At 59.9% G+C, this 21357-nt stretch carries 16 protein-coding genes; 5 read left to right on the top strand and 11 right to left on the bottom strand.

All coding sequences use genetic code 11. The annotated features are described in order from the left end of the window. Nucleotides 1-14: 14 nt before the first annotated feature. The 3 genes from CFI11_RS17620 (at nucleotide 15) to CFI11_RS17610 (ending at nucleotide 4621) form a co-directional block, all read left to right on the top strand. Entirely contained in the window at nucleotides 15-2225 is a 2211-nt protein-coding gene (locus tag CFI11_RS17620; protein WP_165390300.1) for an ATP-binding protein, read from the top strand. Between the two features lie 20 nt (nucleotides 2226-2245). Further along, entirely contained in the window at nucleotides 2246-2620 is a 375-nt protein-coding gene (locus CFI11_RS17615; RefSeq protein WP_165390299.1) for a response regulator, read from the top strand. Between the two features lie 234 nt (nucleotides 2621-2854). After that, a complete protein-coding gene (locus CFI11_RS17610) occupies nucleotides 2855-4621 on the top strand; it encodes a bifunctional diguanylate cyclase/phosphodiesterase (protein WP_130408278.1) in 1767 nt (588 codons plus the stop codon). On the opposite strand, the gene CFI11_RS17605 is transcribed toward CFI11_RS17610, so the two are convergent. Then, the gene (locus CFI11_RS17605) at nucleotides 4615-6096 is read right to left on the bottom strand and encodes a HAMP domain-containing histidine kinase (protein ID WP_130408276.1); all 1482 of its coding nucleotides are present in this window, start codon (nucleotides 6094-6096) and stop codon (nucleotides 4615-4617) included. The two genes, CFI11_RS17610 and CFI11_RS17605, sit on opposite strands and share 7 nt — an antisense overlap. A 61-nt stretch (nucleotides 6097-6157) precedes the next feature. Further along, nucleotides 6158-6502, bottom strand: coding sequence for a response regulator (locus tag CFI11_RS24375; protein WP_217358714.1), 345 nt, complete (start codon nucleotides 6500-6502; stop codon nucleotides 6158-6160). Between the two features lie 100 nt (nucleotides 6503-6602). Between CFI11_RS24375 and CFI11_RS17595 the strand changes: the two genes are divergently transcribed. Next, the gene (locus CFI11_RS17595) at nucleotides 6603-9170 is read left to right on the top strand and encodes a CheR family methyltransferase (protein WP_130408272.1); all 2568 of its coding nucleotides are present in this window, start codon (nucleotides 6603-6605) and stop codon (nucleotides 9168-9170) included. Nucleotides 9171-9269: 99 nt separating this feature from the next. Here CFI11_RS17595 and CFI11_RS17590 read toward each other — a convergent pair whose 3' ends face one another. The 7 genes from CFI11_RS17590 to CFI11_RS17560 form a co-directional block, all read right to left on the bottom strand. Continuing rightward, nucleotides 9270-10037, bottom strand: a complete 768-nt coding sequence (locus CFI11_RS17590) for an MOSC domain-containing protein (protein ID WP_130408270.1) — start codon at nucleotides 10035-10037, stop codon at nucleotides 9270-9272. Beyond that, complete coding sequence (locus CFI11_RS17585; RefSeq protein WP_165390297.1) at nucleotides 10034-11242, bottom strand: amidase family protein; 1209 nt, start codon at nucleotides 11240-11242, stop codon at nucleotides 10034-10036. The genes CFI11_RS17590 and CFI11_RS17585 overlap by 4 nt, the downstream gene beginning before the upstream one ends. A gap of 68 nt (nucleotides 11243-11310) precedes the next feature. After that, on the bottom strand, nucleotides 11311-12345 hold the full coding sequence (locus CFI11_RS17580; protein ID WP_254448949.1) for a nitronate monooxygenase family protein: 1035 nt from the start codon (nucleotides 12343-12345) through the stop codon (nucleotides 11311-11313). A gap of 93 nt (nucleotides 12346-12438) precedes the next feature. After that, nucleotides 12439-13374: a helix-turn-helix domain-containing protein gene (locus CFI11_RS17575; RefSeq protein ID WP_130408266.1), complete on the bottom strand. Its 936-nt coding sequence runs from the start codon at nucleotides 13372-13374 to the stop codon at nucleotides 12439-12441. A gap of 85 nt (nucleotides 13375-13459) precedes the next feature. Continuing rightward, nucleotides 13460-14083: a ferric reductase-like transmembrane domain-containing protein gene (locus CFI11_RS17570; protein WP_130408264.1), complete on the bottom strand. Its 624-nt coding sequence runs from the start codon at nucleotides 14081-14083 to the stop codon at nucleotides 13460-13462. Between the two features lie 5 nt (nucleotides 14084-14088). Then, entirely contained in the window at nucleotides 14089-14577 is a 489-nt protein-coding gene (locus CFI11_RS17565; protein ID WP_130408262.1) for a twin-arginine translocation pathway signal, read from the bottom strand. A 213-nt stretch (nucleotides 14578-14790) separates the two neighbouring features. Beyond that, entirely contained in the window at nucleotides 14791-15258 is a 468-nt protein-coding gene (locus tag CFI11_RS17560; protein WP_130408260.1) for a MarR family winged helix-turn-helix transcriptional regulator, read from the bottom strand. A 161-nt stretch (nucleotides 15259-15419) separates the two neighbouring features. Between CFI11_RS17560 and CFI11_RS17555 the strand changes: the two genes are divergently transcribed. Then, entirely contained in the window at nucleotides 15420-18572 is a 3153-nt protein-coding gene (locus CFI11_RS17555) for a 2Fe-2S iron-sulfur cluster-binding protein (RefSeq protein WP_130408258.1), read from the top strand. 102 nt (nucleotides 18573-18674) lie between these two features. Here the strand turns inward: CFI11_RS17555 and CFI11_RS17550 are convergent, their stop codons facing one another. After that, nucleotides 18675-19997: an AarF/ABC1/UbiB kinase family protein gene (locus CFI11_RS17550; RefSeq protein WP_130408256.1), complete on the bottom strand. Its 1323-nt coding sequence runs from the start codon at nucleotides 19995-19997 to the stop codon at nucleotides 18675-18677. Nucleotides 19998-20054: 57 nt separating this feature from the next. Further along, nucleotides 20055-20975, bottom strand: coding sequence for a PHP domain-containing protein (locus CFI11_RS17545; protein WP_130408254.1), 921 nt, complete (start codon nucleotides 20973-20975; stop codon nucleotides 20055-20057). Nucleotides 20976-21357: the final 382 nt, after the last annotated feature.

Raw genomic sequence — 21357 nt, 5'->3', positions numbered from 1 at the left:
GCATCGTTATATGGATGATCGCTTCGTCTGCGGTTCTGTCCCTGCTTGCCTCTGCGTTTCAGCTTTATTGGAGCTATCAGCGCGACGTGGCGCGGGTGGCAGCAGAGCTTTCGGTGGTCGAAACAAGCTTTATATCCGGTTTTGAAAACGCGTTGTGGGAGTTCAACTTTGAACAGGTTAACGTCCTCTTGGACGGGATCGTCGCGCAGCCGGATATCGTGGCCGTTTCCCTGGTCGCATCCACAGGCCAGGCGTTTCAGCGCGGCGAGTACGAGGAGGGAGAGGTTCCGTCCCTCACCTTGCCGCTTTTCTTCACGAATACGTTTGACGAGCAGATAAGCGTTGGACAGCTCAGCGTCTGGGCGACCTTCGACACGGCCAGACAAAGACTGATAGATCAGTTGTTTACGCTGCTCTTGTCGAACTTTCTGAAGACGATGGTCGCGTCTTTGGTCATGCTGCAGATCTTTGAATGGTTCGTCGCGCGGCATCTAAGATCCATTGCGGATCAGGTTGAAGGTCTGGGCTGGCTGAACGGCACAGCGCCCATTGCCTTGCCCAGACGATCGAAGGCGAAGCAGGATGAATTGTCGGTAATCGTCTCGTCGCTGAATAACGCGGCAGCCAAGTCGCGGGAGGAGGAAACCGCCCGTCGGGGGTATCAACAAGAGCTGCGTGCCACGAAGGACGAGTTGGAGACCATTTTCAACGCCGCTTCCAGCGGGATCCTGGCCCTGAATGCAAACGGGACGATTTTGCGGATAAACGAGGCTGCGCGGCACATGCTTGGCGGGCTGTCCATGGACACGCCGATGCGCTGGCCCGAACGGTTCTATTTCATGGACGCCGAGAGCCATGACCGGCTCGATGCGAGCGCGGATCCCATTCGCAGGGCCCTGTCCGGCTTTGCCTTGGCTGGTGAAACCCAGTTGCTCAGCAGTTCGCCATCCGGCGAGCACCATCGCTATGTTCGGGTCAGCAGCGCGAAGGTGTCCGCACAAGATTCAGACATCTTCGTTGTTCTTATCATCGACGATATCTCGGCTGAGGAACGCAACAGGCAGGTGGTCGAACGAAAAAGCAGGCTTGACGCTCTTGGTCAGCTTACCGGGGGGATCGCGCATGATTTCAACAACCTGCTGGCAGCCCAGCTTTATGCGATAGATCTCGCCGAAAAGGCGCAGAGCGACGAAGACAGAGCGCGATACATGAAGATTGCGCGGTCTTCGATCAGCAGGGGCGGGCATCTGACGTCGCGCCTGCTTGCCTTTGCAAAGCGGCAACCTGGCAAGAGAACGTCGCGACCGGTCGCGGATATCTTTGGAGACCTGCAGGCTTTGATCCGTCCGATGATCGAGGAAAGTATCCGGCTTGAGATAGAAGAGGAGCACCGGGATGCGCCCGTTTTTTGTGATCATGCCCAACTTGAAACGGCGCTTATGAACCTGATCCTGAATAGCCGGGATGCCATCGTAAGATCGGGCAAAGGCAACATGATCAAACTGGCGGCCCGTCCCGTTTGGGACGCGCCAAATGGCCCGGAGATCACCGAGCTGCACCATCCGGGTGCGAAGGCCCTCGTTGAGCTTTCGGTCACTGACAATGGAATGGGAATGGACGCCAAGACCCTTGCAAGGGCGACAGATCCCTTTTTCACCACCAAGGATAGTAATTCCGGGACAGGTCTGGGCCTCTCCATGGTCTATGGCTTTGCACGGCAAAGCGACGGAGAGATGCGCATGTATTCCGATCATGGCATCGGCACGACCGTGAGGCTGACGCTGCCACGCGGCACGGAACCGGATGTGGTGGGGGCCGAGCCGACCCAAAGTAAACCGCTGACCGGGAGCAACGAAACCATCTTGCTTGTCGAGGACGAGCCGGATCTGCTGGGTTTGATGAGCGACCTCCTGATCCGCCTGAACTATCGCGTGGTGCAATGTCGGTCTGGGATCGAGGCGGCAGAGAAGGTGGCCGTGGGTGTGTCCTTTGACCTGCTTCTCACCGACGTGGTGATGCCCGGCGGTGTCAGCGGTTTCGAATTGGCCAAGACGTTTCGTGCAGCCTTACCGGATAAGCCGGTGATATATATGTCCGGCTATACCGGCTACACAAAGGATGAAATGGGCGAGGTTGCGGCCCCGCTGGTTCAAAAGCCATGCGATCCTTATGTCTTGTCAGTTCTTATCCGAAATGTCCTCGACGCCGGTATGGCCGTTGAATGATCTCTGTAAAGTCTGAAACCATGCCCCTTGCCAAAAACCTGGCTCTTGTTCTCGATGACGAATGGATCATAGCCGAGGGTCTGTCGACCCAATTGTCTTCGTTCGGTTTTGAAGACGTTGCGAGGTTCGGGTCCTCCAAAGAAGCGCTCGAATTTCTGGCCGAGATTGCTCCGAAACAGCCGGATTTCGCCATCCTGGATGTCAGCCTGTCACGCGGCGACAACAGCCTTGATGTCGCGATTGCACTTCATGAGAAGGACATCCCATTCTGGTTCATGACCGGATACGGGCGGAAAAATGAGTTGTCAGAGAAGTTTGCAGATGTGGAAACGCTTACAAAACCTGTCTTTGAGCAAGATTTGGTACGCCGACTGAAGGGCTTGTGGCCTGACTGAACAGGGCGTCTTGGGCAACTGGGAAAGCTGATGCCAACTGGCCCTGCGGGCGCCTCCGCCGGGGCCTTTCGTGGCAAAAGTGGTCGCGAAAGCGCCCGCAGTCCTTTGGGTTTACACTTTGTTAACCAGGCTCGTTCATACCTGTTAACATATTGTAAATCCGGTTGAGATCGCGCGTCCTATGTTGGGTGTTTCACTGCTCGGACGGTCCGAAAAGGGGGGTGGTCAGTGTTGGTGTCGGATCTGACAGTCGCGCTAGGCTCGCGCGATGCCCTACACGACCCGTTGGAACGCGTTGCCCGGGACGCATCTGATCTTGCGGCTCAAGCATGTCATGCGCTTGGAGTGGCGATATGGCTGGACGCCTTTGGGCTGGTTCCAGGGGAGGGCGGTGACGAAGAGGTCCATGCGCGGCTTCGCACGTTCCTTGAACAGCGGCACGCCGACGGACAGACCCTGCAAAATGGCGGGATCGAGCATCAAGTCCTGAGAAACGGACAAGACATCACCATTGCCATGCTGCCCCTTATTCACGCCGAAAGCAGGCTGGGGGTCATGGCGGTGGCGGTCGGAACGCAGACCTGGCGATCCACGAAGGTGTTTGAAAGCTGCGCCCATGTTGCGGGGTTGGTTGCCATGTCGATTGCGCAAGGTGTTTCAAGACATCAGCTTGAGGTCGATCTGGCCGAAGCCAATCGCCGGGAAAAGCGGCTGACCCGCATGGCCGAGATTGATCGGCTGACCGGGGTCGAAAACAAGGTGTCTTTCAACGCAAAGTGCCAGGCCCGACTGACCAACGACGCGCGACCGGCGGCATTGCTGGCCTTGGATCTTGATGACTTCAAATCGGTCAACGACGTATACGGTCATCTGTTTGGCGACGCCTTTCTGAAAACCGTGGCCGACGCTTTGCGTGCAGCACTTCCACCCAGCAGCATCATCGGACGGACCGGCGGGGATGAATTCTGTGTCCTGCTCGACATTCCCGAGGCAAAGCGCGGATACCTGCGGACCACGATCAGCAATCTTCGGCTTGCGATCCGCCGGAACGTGGCAAGCCTCGGCAAAACCGATCTGGGCGGGCTCAGCATCGGTGTCAGCCTCTTTCCAAATCAGGCGTCCGGTTTCGAAACGCTTCTGAGCTTCGCCGATTCCGCGCTCTACGCATCCAAAAGAACAGAGCGTAACGCGACCACGATCTACTCGTCGCGGCTGGAAGGGGTTCTGGCCCCGTCGGGTCTCTCAGACAGCGGCGGACAGGCCCGGTTCGATAATGTCACGGCACATTTTCAGCCGATCTTCGATCTCGGCACGGGTCAAACTGCGGGTGTTGAGATACTCGCCCGCTGGCAGGATGATGACGGAGAGGTCCGGAAGCCTGAGAGCTTTGCCTGGATGTTCCGGGACCATCGCCTCGCTTCGAAATTGACCTTTCACGTTATTGAAGCGGCCTTTGCCGCGTTAAGTGCAGAGGATCTCCTTTCATCTGAGGACGTTCCGAAATTCTGGATCAACGTGATGGACCAGAATTTGCTGAACCCTGACTTCATCTTCGATCTTCAGACCATTTTAACGCGGTTTGGCGTGGATTGGTCGCGCATTGTCATTGAAATTAACGAAGACAGCGTCCTTGGGGCGCGCGACGGGCTGGTGTTCAGTTCCTTGCAGGAAATCCGGCAAAGGGGAGGACGGATCGCGCTAGATGATTTTGGGGGTGGGCAATCCGGGCTATCCCATGTCTGCCAATGGCCGGTTGATATCATCAAGATCGATCGCAGCCTGGTTCAACGTCTCAGCGACGACCATGGCGCCAGTGTCGTGGTCGAAGCCCTTGTGATGGTCGCGCGGAAACTGAACCAGCAGGTGGTCGCGGAGGGGATCGAGATGTCGAAACAAGCGGCGCAGGCCCGTGCGCTGGGGTGCGACATGGGCCAGGGATTTGCCCTGGCCGAGCCGATGTCGGCCCAGAGTTTGGCCGCGCATAAACGCCGGCTCTATTGAGGTACTGATCCTATTTGCGCGTCACGAAGGGGCGGCCGCAGGCGGATCGCGTTCAGCAACACCTCGACGGGAACGGGTTTTGACAACACCAGCGCAAGGGGCTTCTCGCGATGTGTCCATATCCACCTGTTTTGCCCGGTAAGAACGATGAGACGTGTACCCGATCCGCCTTGCGCAATTTGCGTTGCGACCCTCTCGGCGGTCGTGCCGTCGCCCAGATCCGGGTTTGTGATGACCACGTCGAAAAGGCTTGGGCCATCAAGGACCTGCTCAAGGTCCGGGCCTGTGCGACATGATACGACATTCCCACCGCACTCTTTCAAATGATCGGCCAAGGTGCGGCGCAGGGATTTGTCCGTCTCCGCAAGACAAATCCGATACCCCTGCAGGCTGTTTGTGGCCTTGGACAAGTCCATCCCGACAAGCTGACCCTGCGCGGGTGCGTGTGGCAGCGAAAGGATGAAGGTGCGGACCGCAGAGGTTGGTTTTTGGGTCCGGAACGTGCCACCCGCCTTTTCGGCAAGGCGCTTGGTCAGGTCAAGGCGATCTCTTGAGATTGCGGAACCTGACCGAGCTCTTGTCTTCGCATGCGCGTCCTGAACCCGCGCTGCGGTTACCGAGATTTCGCAATGGCCATTATGCGTTGCCAGTGCCACGGTGATGTTGCCGTCTCTGGATGGTTGTGTGGCCAGGAATTCCCTGGCCGCGCCCAGAAGTTCGATCATGGCGGCATCCAGATCGCTTCGTTCACATCCCGTCGCAAACACCTCCGGCGCCAGGGACAGCGAAAGGTCCATGGTTTCGGGCAAAACGCGGCCAATGATTTTAATCGCCGCGTCCAGCGCGGATGTGACATTTACCGGGCCCCGATCCTGTGCGGGCTGCGCGTCAGGTCCCATCAAAGCGGTCATGAGGGCCAAACCGCGTTGGACGGCATGGGCAAGGTCGGCCCGTTTGATGTCGGCTTCTTGCGGCAGGGACATCCGGTCGAACCCATCCACTGCCATCTGCACGATCCCCAGAACATTACCCAGATCGTGCGCCAACGCTTCAGGCTCAAAGTCTGCGGCAATGTGGCCTTGGTTCTCCGCACCAGAGACGTCCCGGCCCATGAGCATGCGCAGTCCCGCATGATCCAAGTTCCGAACGCTGAAAGTGGTGATACGCTCGGCGCCTTGCAGGTCCAGATAGCCAATGGTGACCGGCAGAACCGACGATTCGTCGCGCAGCTTCGCTAATGGAGTGCTCTCCTGGTTCAGGCGGGCGCGGCTGACCGGGTCGTGAAAATTCGGGCCGGATAGCCAAGCCGTTGCCTCGTCAGCGCTTCCAGCGACAGTCTGCGCGTTCCTATTATGCAAAACGACCCGGTTGCTGCTGTCCAAGACAAAGAGGAGGCAATCGTCGATCGCCTCGATCACCGCGCGCAGCTGCGTGGATGTCAGGGGCTTTGTCGACCTTGCATCCTTTAACGTCATTTGGGTTCAGGCTCCGTCATTCTGTCGGGGCGCTTTGCACCCCGGCACACCAGCTGGGCATTCATCGCAATGTAGAGCGTATCAACTGGTCGATCTCGAAAAGTGTGGCGGATTTTTCGATTTTGGCACTGGCCTCTTTCATTCCGCTGCGAAAGAGCGGGGAGCTTGCGATTTCCGGACGTCCCGTAATGACAATAAACGGAAGATCGGGTTGCGTGGCGGCCAGGTGATGCAAAAGCGACAATGCCCCGCCACCCTCCATAATCGTGTCGCAGATCACCACATCGAATTCAGCGTTTTCAAGGAGCACCTGCGCCTCTTCAGTGGACGCCGCGCAACTGACGTCATGCTTCAAAGACGAAAGACCATCGGAAAGCTCGTCAAGATAGACCAAATCATCGTCCACCAAAAGAATTTTCGCCACGGTAGAATACCACCCATGATTGAAACACTGCGCCAGTTTGGATAGGCATATACTGTAGGGATTGTGAAAGGCCAGAGAGCCAATGGCAAAGAAACAGGCGCGAACCGATCGTGACGACGTGCCTCTCGTGGCCATCGGGGCTTCCGCTGGCGGGCTTGAACCACTGGAACAGTTTTTCGATGCCGTGGTGGAGGAGCCGGGCATCGCCTATGTCGTGGTGCAGCACCTGTCACCGGACTATCGGTCGATGATGAACGAGCTTCTGGCACGCCGTTCCAGCCTGCCGATCCTGCATATCGATGATGGCATGCAGATCGCAGCGAACACCGTCTATCTGAACCGCCCCAACATGTATGTGGAGCTTGAAGGCGACACGTTCCGAACCTCGTCCTACGCCGATGGCGAGGATTTGCCACATCTTCCGATTGATCGTTTCTTCACGTCGCTGTCGTCACGTGACTGGAACCGGACGGTCGCGATTGTCTTATCGGGATCCGGGTCCGACGGCTCTCACGGTGCGCAAATCCTGCACGAGGCCGGTGCGGCCGTTCTGGTGCAATCCATGCAACAAGCGTCCTTCACCTCCATGCCGCGCGCGGTTTTGCTGTCCGGTTCGGTTGATCGCGTTCTGGATGCCGGGGACATGCCCGCCGTGGTGCAGGACATCTTTATATTCGGAAAGAAGAACAAGGGACCAGAGCCCCAGCCCTTTGGTGACGGGATCAGGCGCATACTTGCACTGCTCGAAGCGCAGCACGATGTCGACTTCCGCAATTACAAACCCAGCAATGTCAATCGCAGGATCGTGCGGCGTCTTCATCTTCGGGGCCATGCCAGCCTTGAGGAATATCAGGAGATTCTGTCGCAAAGCCATGAAGCGGTGAATGAGCTGTTCCACGACATGCTGATCGGGGTCACGGAATTCTACCGTGATCGCGAGGCGATCAGGTCGTTGCGCGAAAACGTCCTGAACAAGCTGGCCATCGATCCCGACACGACGACGCCGATCAAGGTCTGGGTGCCCGCCTGTGCCAGCGGCGAAGAGGTCTATACCCTCGCCATAGAACTCAGCGAGGCCCTGCGCGAAGCGGGCAGCGACCGGCGGTTTCGCATCATCGGCACGGACATCCATGCCGGATCCATCGAGGTCGCGTCTCGCGGGCTTTATTCCGAGGAAAAACTGGCCCGCGTCCCGGAAAAGCTGCGCGACCGCTACTTTCAGGAATCGCAAGGGGCGTTTGTGATCGACCCCAGCTTGCGTCAAAAGATTATCTTCTCGAAACACAACCTGATCAATGATCCGCCATTCATGAACCTTGATCTGGTGTCCTGCCGGAACCTGATGATCTATCTTGAGGAAGAACCTCAGGCGAGCGCTGTTTCGATGTTCATCTTCGGCCTTCTGCCCGGCGGACATCTGTTTCTCGGCGCGTCCGAGAGTGTGGGGAAGTTCAAGACGGCCTTCGATGTGATCGACGCCAGATGGCGGATCTTCAAAAAGGAGGGTCGCGCGTCTATCGCGTCCCAAAAGTCAGTCACCGCCCGGAAGTTTCCGGTTGGATCGGCAGAACCCATTCAGCCCAGGGCGCCCTCCCAGCGCAAGCCGTTTCACACTCAGGTGAACGAGCTGCGTTCGCGGGAGATGCTGGTCCGCAGCTATGACATGCTGCTCAAGCGGTATGCGCCGTCCGCGATCCTGTTGACCACGGATTCCAAGGTTCTCAACTGGTTCGGGGCCGCGTCTGAATTCATCGACACGATGAACAACCTCGCTGACTGGACGGTTCAGGAAATTGTGCATCCGGATCTGCACTTTGCGATCAATGTCGGCATCGAAAAGATCCGGCTGGGCCAGGACGCGACGCAATCCCGGATCGTCAGAGTGAACCTGGCCGACAAGGGCGCCTGCGACTGCACGGTTATTGTCGAAAAACTGGACAACGCTGCCGGGGATGGCCTGATCCTCGCCAAGGTGGAATTTGTCGTGCAGCGGACGGAAGGGCCCACGGGCGCCGAAGGGTTGGATGTCCCGGGCATAAGGGAGGTCGAAGACGACGGGACGGTTCTGTCCAAGAGGGTACATACCCTGGAGCGCGATCTGAGACTGACCGAGGAAACCCTGCAGCACGTGACCGAGCGGCTGGAGGCAAGCGGCGAGGAGTTGCAAGCCTCCAACGAAGAATTGCAAGCCTCCAACGAAGAGTTGCAGGCCTCCAACGAGGAGCTGCAAAGCTCCAACGAAGAGCTTCATGCCGTGAACGAGGAGCTTGTTTCTGTCAGTGCCGAGCATGAGCGCAAGATCGACATGCTGTCGGAGTTGAACGAAAACACCGAGGTCGTTCTGAAGATCCTCAATACCGGCGTGCTCGTTCTGGATGATCAAAACTGCCTTCGTCGGTTCAGTTCCCTGATCGAGAGGGATTTTCTGCTGCAAGAACACGACATCAACCGCTCGATTGCCATTATCGGGCCACGGCTCGATTTCGTGGATCTCGTCGATCTTATTCAAGTGCTACACGATACCGGAGAACCGCAAATCCGGTCAGGACACCATGAAGGTCGAAGCCTGACGGTCGAGGTGCGGGAGACGGTGGTCGGCCCGGCGGGTGAGCGCAGCAAGGGTGCGATCGTGCTCTTCCGCTGGGACTGACAGCTTTCAGCGAACCCTGGATCCTGATCCCGCGCAATGACCGTATTTCAGATTGCCTGGCCGGGTTGCGGGCATCGGGATGACCCGAGGATCCATCCCTCAGCCGGCAGTGACTTGGAGCCCTGGTTGCAGCCGACCCCCCGTTTCAACCTCAACATACACGCCCATATCCATATGCCCCAGTTCCTTGCGCAGCAGGTAGGGCAGCTTCAGGTCACGTTCCGCTGTTTCCGGATTTACCTCCGTGGCTGCACATCTTTTCGTGCGCATGATCAGGCGCAGCGTGACATCTCCCGCGCGGATCGGCGCGTCGATATTCTCCAGTTCCCACCATGCGGGAAGGCCATCGAGCTCGATATTGGCGCGAAAGCGGGCCGGGTCGATGGGCACCTGAAGTCTTTGTTCCAGGTCGCGGACCGAGGCGAGGTTCAAAATGGAAATCGCGTTCATAAGCTGAGGAGAGACGACGGAAACATCCGTAAACCGATGCGGCGCGGCGGAAACATAGGTGGGTGGCTCTGGATCGCCGAGGTCCAGATAAGCGGCAATCCAACGCGCGGCGTCGGCGCGATCAGCGGAATTTGCCATTTCAAATCTATGCAGGCCGTCCGGCGCTTCGATCGTGAATGTCTGCCCGTCCAGTCTGGTGCGCAGCCCAGCGAGCGCGGCCTGGGTCAGAAGAACGACAAAACGGTCTTTGGGCAAGGGTTGCGGGGCTTTGGGGTCAAATCCCGAACCATGCCTTGCAAAGCCGAAAAGGCGGTCACCGGGAACGCCCTCGCCGGGCGTCAGGTTCACCTCTTCCAATGCTTCAGCCGAAAAACCCTTGATGGGAAAACGTTGTAACCGGGCAATTCTGGCTGTCATTGGATATCCCTCAGCATTTCCTCGACCCGCGCCGCGATGGAGAGTAACGCGGTGTCTTCCCCCGCATGCCCGGTAAGTTCCAGACCATACGGCAGACCATCCAGGTTACCCGCGGGTAATGTAATCGATGGATGACCGGTGACCGATGCAACAAGGGCGCGGCGGGTCATGGCGGAAAAAAGATCGACGTCATTTCCGTTTATGCGAATGTTCTCGATCTGGTCGATCGGTGGTGCCGGGGCCGGCAGGCTTGGCATCACCAGCGCGTCGACATCCTTGAGCAGCGCGCTTAGCGCATTGCGCAGCACCTGCCGTTTCGGCCCGACCATGTCCTCATAGGCTGCGCGCGGTGGCGCGGCGCCATCCGCAAGGGCCTGAAACACCCCGGCGACGTCGGGGCTGGCAATGTCCTTTGCAAACTCCGCGAAGGTCTGCCCCCGGTCGTTCAGAATGCCGGACCAAAAGAGCTGTGTTTCAAAGAGGACGATGCCCATGGCGATCTCGGTGCAGGCCTCGACAAGATCCGGCGCTTCAAGGGGGACAATTTCGACCGGTAACCGCGCCAGCCTTGCCTTGCATATTTCCGCCATGCCGTCATCGACGCCGGACCAAAGACTGTCCACCAGACCCAGACGCACGCGTTCGGAGGGGGGCGGGTCCGCGGAGGGGGCCTGTCCTGCAAGAACGGCATCCATGCGCCTTATATCGTCAACGGACAGCGCCATCGGTGTGACCGTGTCGAAGCTGTCCGACAAGGTCAGCACACCGTCCGGCGGATACCGACCATGCGTGGGCCGAAAGCCGACACAGCCGCACATCGCCGCCGGAAGTCTCCCGGACCCGCCGGTATCCGTTCCCAGGCCCATCGGCACGGCCCGGCTGGCAATGGCCGCAGCGGTCCCGCCCGACGAACCGCCAGCCATATGGCCCGGTGCGGCAGGATTGCCGACAGGTCCATGATGCGCGTTGTGGCTTGTGATCCCAAAGGCAAGCTCATGCAGGTTGGCCTGTCCGACAATCACCGCGCCTGCATCCAGCAGGCGGCGGACTGTTGTGGCCGACTGGTCCGCGACATGGTCTGCCATGGCGGGCGAGGCACCGCAAAGCGGCAGATCCTTGATCGCGATGTTGGCCTTTACCACGACAGGAACGTCTTTGAGGAGACCGCCGTCACGCCCCTTGATCTCGATTGGTTCGCGGACCAACGGGTTGAGCGGTTGCAAATCGCTAAGGTTTTTTTGGGCTTTGGTGACGGCGTCGGACATGCGCTTCTCTACTCTGCTGCGACGGGCATGGTCCGTCCAAGACGGGTCAGAACGTCGGTGGCGTCGTTCATCATCTCTTCCACGATCTGTCCAGCCGGGCGGATGTCCGTGATCATACCAACACCCTGTCCGGCCAGCCATGCCATCTCTTCGAAATCGCCTGTCGTGTCCGGTGTCGGCAGGATCACGTCAAAGCGCTTCTTTTCATGGGGCTGGCCAAGAAAGACGGTCTGGCCGATGACTGGTTCATTATCCCGCTCCGTTGGGACGTCTTCAAGCCGTCCTTCGAATTCTTCCGTCACGCGGACTTTGAGCAAACGCATCGGGTTGAAATCCGGCATTTCCGGTCCGAACACGCCAGACCTCGTCGTGTCGTGGCCCGAGGCCGCGATCAGGCGTTTGTGATGCTCGGGATGGACATGTGCCTCGCTGCTCGCCACCAGGCGGGTGCCGACCCATACCCCATCCGCGCCAAGGCTCAGGGCGGCCGCGACCGCGCGGCCATCCGCGATACCGCCCGCGGCCAGAACCAAGGCCCGATCTCCAACGGCATCCACCATCGCGGGGATCAGGGCCATCGCGCCCATGCCGCCGTAATTGTGCCCGCCTGCTTCCCAGCCTTGTGCCACGATCACGTCAGCGCCGTATTCCACGGCACGCTCGCCATCCTCCACGGTGCCGACCTGAACCCAGATGTCGCAGCCGGCGTCCTTGAGCCGTTTGATCTGATCGGCGGGGGGATGACCCCAGTGAAACGAGACGACGGGGACTTTCTCTTCGGCGGCCACTTTCACCTGCTCTTCGTTTCCGAAACAGGTGATGAAGTTGATGTTGAAAGGTCGGTCCGTGGCACCCCGGATGGTGCCGATGGTGCGCCGCAGTTCCTCCCCGGGCATGAAACCGACCCCGATGGCTCCGATCCCGCCTGCTTTGCAGACGGCGATCGCAAGATCGGAGCGTTCCCCGGCAAAGGCCATGCCCGCCTGTGTGAAAGGGTGGGGCAGGGCGTACCGTTCGGTCAATCTGGTGGTGATGGATGTCATATCGTCCTCCGGGATGCGATGGTCGTGCAGCTCTGTTGCATCCTCGGAAAAAAGGGTCTGAACGTTTAAAACCCCAGTGCAGGAATCATTGGACTATTGTGCAATCGCGCCGGAAAGGGCCATCGTGCGATAGGCCCGTGGGGTGCATCCGAATCTTCGCCGGAAGCGCCGATTGAAATAGGATGGGTCGGAATATCCGACCGACCAGGCAAGATCAGCGATCAGACGCTGAGGCGCCGACAGGTCCGACAAGTGCGCAGCCGCCTGATCCAGACGGATCTCGTTGATGAACTCTGAAACCGATTGGCCGGTTGGTTCGAAAAGCTGGTGAACCCGTCTGACCGACAGCCCGAAGTGAAGGCCAAGCTGCTTGGCGTTCAGGTCGTGATGATGAAAGTGGCGTCGCACATAGCTGCGCATGATATCGATATGAACCGATTGAGGCGCCTGGTCCTTGGTGAGAGGGGCGACAAGGGACACGCTTTGCCGTAGCTGATCGACGACAGTCTGACCAAAGCCTGGGTCTGAGACGGGCACGGCCAGGAGGGTTCGCGCCAAGCTCCAGATAACATTTGACAATTCCCGCCCTGCCGCGGATCTGCTAAGCGCCAGATGCCCCTGCAGATCCTCGGGCACCCAATCCGCGGGCACGGCGATTGAGATCAGTTGAAACGGCGTGTCGTGGCGGATGGAATAGGGGCGGCGCGTATCCACGATGGACAGGTCCATCGGCGCCGCCTGATAGCTGTCCTGCTGAACGACAAAGCTGCGCCCGCGTCCGAGCATGTTCACAAAGACGGTATCCTTGGTGCTTTGGCGGATATGTTCATCCAGGCGCCGGATCTCATGGCCGTTCGACGTGACAAGCGAGACGTGGATCCCGGCCGTTGTGATCTGTTGGATCTGGCCGAAAAAGCCATCCTGACGGGTGCAAACCGGCTCTAGCCGAACAAAGGCTTCGCTAAGCCCGCTGGCCCACTTTCCCAGTCCCTGAGCCGTATCGTCAGATCTGACCTGCCATGTTTTCATGCAGGAATGATATCAGATGGGCGCTCTTGAACGAAGGCTTCGACCTCTCGGGGAACTCGGTGGCTTTGTGCCCGGCCCGGTCAGGTCAGCGCGCGGGTCTTCTGCGCGCCCAGGCGCGCCGGTCGATCACCACTTTGGCGGTCCCCAAAAGGACGACCCCGCAGAGAAGCGCCTTGGAGAGTGTTTCCATCGTGCCCTCGACCAACATCGCATGGATCACGCTGCCCATGACAACGATTGCCACAAGCGCAGTATGGCCCATCCGCCAAACGCGAAGGGGCAGGCGCAGACGCCGGCGCAGGCCGGCCAGCAACGCCGCACCGAAAACCGCCCACATGGCAATGACGCCCCAAAGCGAGAAGGGGGTCGGTGACACAAAAAGCAGCGCGTCGACCACATCGGGCGGACTGGTGATCCACAGGCCCGCCACATGGACGACAACCGCGATCACAAGGCTGATGCCCAGCCAGACATGCAGCCGTCGTCCGCGCATCGGAGGCAAGCCGGGAAGGTATCCCGCCGCCAGCAGCGGCTGGAACAGAAGAAGCGCCATGGCGATGACCCCCGCGAACCCAGCAATGATATAGACTGGCTCGCGCCAGGCCAGCAGCGGGCTTGCAGCCGCCGCTCCGACGGGGACCAGCACGATCAGGCCCAGCCCTGCCCAGATCAGGATGCTGCGCGCCAGGCCGCGCCGGTTCGCGGTCATCGGGATCAGGCGGGCTGAAGGACGAAATGCGCGCTTAGGCTGGTATCGCTTGCACTTGGCATGATGGGGCGCAGGAACACCGTTTCGAAGGCGTCGTCATCATAGGCAAGGTGGCCGTGCGGCTGGCCGAATGCGGGGACAATCTGTGGCATCTCCAGACGGAATTCGCCATTTGCATCGGTCAGCGTCGCGCCATGACTTTGCGGGTCTCGCTCGTGGCCTTCGGTCGTGTGTGCCCAGATCTGGATGCGTTGTCCCGGAAGCGGAGCGCCGTCGCCTGCCCGCCGAACCGTTCCCGTCATCCAGAAACCGCCGCCGCCGATCCGCTCCACAATCGGGGCGCCGGGACGGTAATTGTTCGCTCCCCCGCGCATGGTGGGTGTCGGGGCCAGCCCTTGTGCCCGCGCCGGAACCAGCATGCCGGACGCACCGGTCGTCAGGGCGGCACCGCCTGTTGCAAGAAGCGTTCGACGGGTGAAAAGGGTATTTTTCATAAGGCGTTCTCCTATCAGGCGCAGGGCCGATCTGCTTGTCCGCTACCGTGGATCACAACAGAGACCAGTTTTCAGCTCGTCTTCGGATACTGTGCAATTAGTCAGACAAACCATATCATAAACCGGTCTCGCGGTGTTGTGATGGGCAACGCTGCTGGACTGGCGCCGGTCACGGCCTGTTTCTGGGCCGGAATCTTGTGTGATGTTGGCCGTTCAGAGGCGATCCAGCCGCATGTTCTCTCCGGACAACAAGGTGTCCAGACCCTCCGAAAAGGCGGCCGCTTTGTCTGTTGCCAGCTTTTTCATGAAGTATTGCTCGTTCTCATCCACGATGGGGCGGCATTGGCGCAGCCGCTCTTGGCCAAGCTCGGTGAGGGTGATGTGGCGCGACCTCCCATCCTCTTCGTCAAGGTCCTGTCTGATCAGTCCCTCCTTGCGCATCTGCATCAACAACCGCGAGACAGAGGGGCGGGTGAGGCCGATATGAGCCGCGAGAGAGGAGGGGGTCGTGACCGCCTCGAGCGCGACGCCAGACAAAACGCACCATTTCAGGCGGGTCATCCCGTAGCTGTCCAGTTTCTGTTCCAGCCTGGTCTGGACCAGCCGTGACAATCGGCTCAGTCGGAAACCCAACCGGGCATGCAGGCGGTAGTCAATGCTGGTTTCCTGGTGATCTTGCATCGCTTCCTAACTCCGCTTTCTCATGCCTTGCGTTCGGTGTTTTAGATGACGCATGTTCAGGCGCCTGGTCTTACGTCTGGAGCGTACACATAAATCAATTTCCAAAGAAATAGTTACAGTATAAAATTACTTTTAAGAGCATCCGAAAAGGGAGATCAAAAATGACGTCTCGCGCCTTTTCGCGAAAGCGCCGCCCGATCCATCTGGGACCTTTTGCGATGGAAACGCTCGCGCGGGACACACACGTTTCGCTGGCTGATATACCGGCCTTCCAGCCTCTCTCCTTCGCGCAGGAAAGTGATCCCCGTTCCATCGTGACCGCGATGCGCGATCACCAGGCAACGCTTGATGCGATCCGCGACGGCCTGGTCAATCGCGTGGTGGCCGAGGCGCCGACGGATCTGGAGGAGCGGCGCAATCATCTCAAATCCTTCGGCTACTTTGCCGACGCGTCGATGGTCGGCACGTGCGGATTGCCCGATGGCGCGTTTCTGTCCGCGCCATATCTCAACCCGGACATCCCCAGACTGGCCGAAGACCTGCGCACACGTCAGACCAAGACGCTGGCTGCTGGCATCGATCTGATCATGGCCGACCTCAAGGAGGCGATGGACGCGCCGCCTGTCACGATCGACGGGCACACCCATGCGATCGTCTTTCTTTATGAACATCCGCGGGATCCGGACCCGTCGGAGCCCGGAGTGGAGTGGATCAGGACGGCCTTGCCCCATCGGTCCTGCCTGCTGGCAGCTGAAACGGCTGTCGTTGTTGCCAATTACATCAGGCTTTTGGGATATGAGGCCCGCGCCCATACCGCGACCGCCTCTGACGTCGATCTGAATATGCTGTCGGTTGCCGCGGGACTTGCCCGGTGCGACGCGGGGCGGATCGTGGCCCCCTTTATCGGCGACCGCTTTGGCGTTGCGGCGGTCACCACGCGTTTCGCGGTCGCGCCGGACGCGCCGCTGGCCCCTTTCGGAAAAGGCAGCGGACGCTCGGTGCCTTACGCCAAGCGTCGTTTCGTGGACGGAGCGCACCCTTTCGAAACGCTCAAGCGGATCGACGAGCCGACAACGTTCATCGACGAGGCCCGTGTTCCAAGGGTGCCCAAGCGCACCGACATGTTCAGCCGGGCGATTTTTGGGGACATGGGACACCACGTGCAGCAAGAGGCCAAGGGCGGCAAATACGTGCGAAAGTCCGCGCCCTCCATGGCGCAAAGGCGCGCGCTTGGCGCGTTCGTCTTGCTGCAGGACGGGCCATCGGCCACACGAAAAGTCGAGTATTCTCGAGAAGAGGCCCGCGATCTGGTCAAGGCGACGGGCCATTTTCTGGGGGTGGATGCCGTGGGCATTTCACGTTGCCCGGAATGGACATGGTATTCCCACGACGCTGCCGGCGATCCGATCGACCCGCCCCACGATCAGGCCATTTCGATGGTCATCGATCAAGGCTTTGACACGATGGAGGGTGCCTCAGGCGACGACTGGATCTCCGTCGCGCAATCCATGCGCGCCTATCTGCGCTTTTCGCTTCTTGGCGGCGTGGTGGCCCGCCATTTGCGTAACCTGGGCTACAAGGCCAAGGCCCATTCGGTGATGGACGGCGAAGTGCTGCAGCCCCCGCTTCTGCTGCTGTCCGGTCTGGGCGAGGTGAGCCGCATAGGGGAGGTGATCCTGAACCCCTATCTGGGGCCAAGGCTCAAGTCGGGTGTGGTGACCACGGATTTGTCGATGACCCACGACAAGCCCATTGATTTCGGGCTGCAGCGCTTTTGCGAGGCCTGCAAGAAATGCGCCCGCGAATGTCCGTCGGGCGCGATCACCGCCGGACCCAAGCTGATGTTCAACGGCTACGAGATCTGGAAATCCGACAGCCAGAAATGCGCCACCTACCGGATCACAACACCGGGGGGTGCGATGTGCGGCCGGTGTATGAAAACCTGTCCCTGGAACCTCGAAGGCGTGTTGGCCGACGCCGTCTTTCGCTGGACTGCCATGAAGGTCCCTGCCGCCGCCCCCGCATTGGCAAAGCTTGATGATCTTCTCAACCGGGGTGACATCAACCCCGTCAAGAAGTGGTGGTGGAATCTGGAGATCCGCGAAGACGGGGGCTATCGCCCGGCCCGCGCGCCGGTCAACGCGCGTGGTCTGCAAAAGGATCTGGATCTGAAATACGAGGATCAGACCCTTGCCGTTTATCCGGCGCATCTGGCCCCGCATCCCTTTCCCTATCCCGACCCGATGGACCGAGAGAAAGGGATCGAAGCCTATCAGGAGATGATCACGGCAGAAGCGTATAAAGCACGGCTGGCACGGGGACAGACCGAAGGCCTGGTCGCACAGAACGCGGATGTTGCGGAAAGCCCGGTCCTCCAACTCAGGATCACACGGGCGGAAGAGACAGCCGATGGCGTGATGCGCTATGATTTCCAGACGCTGGATGGCAGCGATCTGCCCGCATGGGAGGCTGGCGCGCATATCGATATTGTCGTCGCGCCCGAATATCTGCGCCAATATTCGCTTTGCGGCAATCCTGCAGACCGCAGCCGCTATCAGATCGGCGTGCTGCGCGAACCGGCAGGGCGGGGCGGGTCGGAGCTTTTGCACCGGATCTTCAATGCAGGACGGAAAGTCTTTGTCTCAAAACCCATCAATCACTTCCCCCTGAACGAAGACGCGGCGATGACCTACCTGATGGGCGGCGGCATCGGCGTGACGCCCATGATCGCCATGGCGCATCGCCTTCACGCCCTTGGGCGCCCCTTCGCTCTGCATTATTCGGGACGGTCGCGAGGCAGCATGGGGTTTCTGGATGATCTTGCATCCGTGACCTGGTCGGACAACGTCACGCTGCATGTCTCTGACGAGGGGACGCGCGCGGATCTGGGTGCGATCCTCAACCACATTCCGGGCACGCAGGTCTATACCTGCGGGGGCGCGGCCTACATGTCGGAAGTCATGCGCGTGGCGGCGGAGGCTGGCATTCCCGAAGAGGCGCGACACCTTGAGTATTTCTCGGCGCCCGAGGCGCCCGCGTATGAAAATCACCCGTTCACGCTTCGTTTGCTGCGCTCAGGGTATGATTTGGAGGTGCCCGCCGAAAAGAGTGCCGCAGATGTTCTGATCGAAAACGGCATTCCGATCGACATAAAATGCTCCGATGGGATCTGCGGGGTCTGCAAATGTGGCTTGGTCAAGGGCGCGGTGGAGCATCGGGACTTCGTTCTGTCGCAAGCCCAGCGCGCGGAGGCGATCATCACCTGCCAATCTCGCGCGGCGGAGCGTCATGGAGTGATCGAAATCGATCTCTAGAGGCGTGATCTCCGCCCGCGCGTTCCCGCGCCGTGCGGCCTTGGCTCTCTCTCTGCGATCTTTGCCCGCCTGCCCTAAAGGCGGCGGTCTTTGCGGACGGCTTCAAAGATAAGGCCTCAGAATAGCGCGGATATTGACCGACGCGCCCAAACGCGCGCAGAGCAGGTACATGCCACCCAATTTGCGTTGCAGAAACAAGGTTTCCGGGGGCGGCACATGCGTAAGGCTCTTGTCCTGGGCAAGCTCCATACCTGCTGATTGCAGCGCCTCCTGAAGCTCGCGATTGGCAAAGTTGAAAACGCCATCCGGGCCGACTGCGTCAAAGCCCATCATGATCATGTCGATGATCGCGTTCTGATGATGGGGCGCGGTCGCGACATCGAACGCGCCCAGATCCAATGCCGCCTTGCGCAGCCGGTCTCGGTCCTCTTCCAAACCGGCACGCAGGAGCGCCCGATAGGTTTCCACGATCTCCGGGCCGAAGCTGCGGGTCGCGCCGAAGTCAAGAAGAACGATGCGATCCAGATCTGCGTTGTACTGGTAATTCGCAAAGTTCGGATCCGTCTGCATCCGCCCAAACTCAAAGAGCTCACGCGCAGAGAGGCGGATCATGCGTGCCGCCACATCGTTACGCAGCGTTTGGGAGGCGCCCGCCAGATCCTCGATGGCGCCGCCTTCGACATAGCGCATCGCGAGCAATGTGCCGGTGCTCAGATCTTCGAAGAATTCGGGAACCTCAAATCCATCTTCCCCCGACAGAAGATTGCCGAACGTGGCAAGCTCCCGACCCTCCCGCAGATAATCAGTTTCCTCGTGAAGCTGTGCCTTTGCAGCCTGCAGAAACGGTCCCAGATCCAGTCCGCGCGGGGCGAGGCCGGACAAGCGGATGAGGGCACCAACATTGTCGACATCGCTGTCGATGCTGCGCGCCACGCCGGGATATTGCACCTTGATCGCCAGATCGCGACCGTCCCGTGTGACGGCCCGGTGGACCTGACCGATTGAGGCTGCGGCCAGAGGCCTTGTGTCGAAGCGGCGAAATTTCGTGTGCCAGCCCGCGCCCCAGTTTTGGGTCAAAACCGACTTAAGCTGTTGTGCGGGCATCGGTCTGGCATCCGCGCGCAGGCGGGCCAGAATGTCCGACAATTCCGGCGGCATCATGTCTCCGGCATCCAGGGACATCAATTGGCCGACCTTCATCGCCGCGCCCCGCATCTGCGCCAGTTGATCGGCGATCCGGGCCGCATTGGACGGCGTCAGCAGCAGATCCCGCAAAGCCGGGCGTTGCCCGCGACCCAGATGCATCGCCCCGTCGGCCAGCATGGCGCCTGCCACGCCCGTGGCCATGCTGCCCAGCCGGGCCAGCCGGGCGACGCGCCCGGCAGGGACCGGATAAGGGCGGGATTGGTCGTTTCGGTCGGTCATGTGCCCTCGTGATCGCTGCCACGAAGAACTAGCACGCGATATCGGGCGTCAACCGGGCTATCGCCAGATCGGATTGCTCCAGGCCCGTCGCCGGGCGGCATCGATCAGGGTGACCCGCAGCCAGGGCGATTGCGCGAACCGGGTCAGCGGAACCTCCGCACGGGTCAGCGATTGCCCATGAATTGCCACAGCGGCAGAACCCTGGCCCTGAACGATCACGCTCGACACCGCGCTGCAGGTGACCTCCACCTGGTTCTGGCCCAAGCGGATATCGCGGAATTCCGGCCCCTGGCTGGAGTAGTAGGCCCCGGTTTTCAAAGCGTCCAGCAAAGCGTCAGGCGCATTCCGTTCGGCCTTGACCATGACCCAGCCGCCAAAATGATCCGGCTCGTAGAAATGCGCATCGTCCGTGGCGCAAAGCGTGAGCCGTCTGCCCTCGGTCAAAAGCTGATCGAGCGTGTAGAAACCATGCGGGCGATCGCAGCCCATGGCACAGCCGTGATTATAAACCTCGACCGCATGCGCGGCCTCGATGCTGCGCGCGTCCTCTTGTGTCAGGCCAGACCATTCAGGATGCGCGATGGCCACGAAGGCCCCGGCCTCCCTTGCGCGGGCCGCAAGCTCCGGCCCGCTTTCCTGGCCTGCAACCGGCAGAAAGCCCTCCGCCACGGGCGGCTTGAAATCGGTCGGCAGGCCCACGGCCAGAATGTGCCACAGCTCTCCGTTTTCCATGGCGCCCGAATGCAGTTCCGCGCCCAGAATGGTGGTGAAGCCCTCGGTGCGATAGGGCACCGTGTCTGCAATCGGATAGTCATACATACCGACGAAATGGTCGGTCAGCGCGATGAAATCATAGCCCTCGGCGGCATAGCGGCGGCAAACCTCCGCGGGTTCCAGAACACCGTCCGACAGGGTGGAATGGGTGTGAAGATTGCCCCGGTAAAACTGCCCGGGATTTGAGAATGCAATGTCGCGCATAGGTCACTGTCCGCTGTTTTTGCGCCTCTTTGCGCTTATCGTGTGACAGCTGCGTGACGGTTGCAACGAAGAATGCCCTGGGTGCCCCCCGGACTGTTTGTCGGCTCAAGGCACTTGCCGTCGGAACATTGCCTAAGACACTGCCGTCGTTTCCCTAAATTGACTGCATACCTGTTTCCGCATCAATTGACCGATTGCAAATACTCGCGTGTCTCCGGCTTTTCTCACGCGGATTTCTCAAGCTCACCTGTTTTTTTGAATGACCTGCCTCGCCTCCCGGCATCGCCCCTCCTTCTTTGGGTTAAAAATATCCCGGGGAGGTCCGGAGGGTCTGGCCCCTCCGGTCCCGTCGCTTCAACCCCTGCACGCGCCTGCGATATCC

The sequence above is a fragment of the Thalassococcus sp. S3 genome, assembly GCF_004216475.1.
GTDB lineage: Bacteria > Pseudomonadota > Alphaproteobacteria > Rhodobacterales > Rhodobacteraceae.
This window is presented reverse-complemented; position numbering and strand designations above follow the sequence as displayed.

What these genes read in the sequence shown, in the direction of transcription:
- CFI11_RS17620 (WP_165390300.1), top strand. Translation starts at nt 15, where the DNA reads ATGATCGCTTCGTCTGCGGTTCTGTCCCTGCTTGCCTCTGCGTTTCAG.
- CFI11_RS17615 (WP_165390299.1), top strand. Translation starts at nt 2,246, where the DNA reads ATGCCCCTTGCCAAAAACCTGGCTCTTGTTCTCGATGACGAATGGATC.
- CFI11_RS17605 (WP_130408276.1), bottom strand. Translation starts at nt 6,096, where the DNA reads ATGACGTTAAAGGATGCAAGGTCGACAAAGCCCCTGACATCCACGCAG.
- CFI11_RS17595 (WP_130408272.1), top strand. Translation starts at nt 6,603, where the DNA reads ATGGCAAAGAAACAGGCGCGAACCGATCGTGACGACGTGCCTCTCGTG.
- CFI11_RS17590 (WP_130408270.1), bottom strand. Translation starts at nt 10,037, where the DNA reads ATGACAGCCAGAATTGCCCGGTTACAACGTTTTCCCATCAAGGGTTTT.
- CFI11_RS17580 (WP_254448949.1), bottom strand. Translation starts at nt 12,345, where the DNA reads ATGACATCCATCACCACCAGATTGACCGAACGGTACGCCCTGCCCCAC.
- CFI11_RS17575 (WP_130408266.1), bottom strand. Translation starts at nt 13,374, where the DNA reads ATGAAAACATGGCAGGTCAGATCTGACGATACGGCTCAGGGACTGGGA.
- CFI11_RS17570 (WP_130408264.1), bottom strand. Translation starts at nt 14,083, where the DNA reads ATGACCGCGAACCGGCGCGGCCTGGCGCGCAGCATCCTGATCTGGGCA.
- CFI11_RS17565 (WP_130408262.1), bottom strand. Translation starts at nt 14,577, where the DNA reads ATGAAAAATACCCTTTTCACCCGTCGAACGCTTCTTGCAACAGGCGGT.
- CFI11_RS17560 (WP_130408260.1), bottom strand. Translation starts at nt 15,258, where the DNA reads ATGCAAGATCACCAGGAAACCAGCATTGACTACCGCCTGCATGCCCGG.
- CFI11_RS17555 (WP_130408258.1), top strand. Translation starts at nt 15,420, where the DNA reads ATGACGTCTCGCGCCTTTTCGCGAAAGCGCCGCCCGATCCATCTGGGA.
- CFI11_RS17550 (WP_130408256.1), bottom strand. Translation starts at nt 19,997, where the DNA reads ATGACCGACCGAAACGACCAATCCCGCCCTTATCCGGTCCCTGCCGGG.
- CFI11_RS17545 (WP_130408254.1), bottom strand. Translation starts at nt 20,975, where the DNA reads ATGCGCGACATTGCATTCTCAAATCCCGGGCAGTTTTACCGGGGCAAT.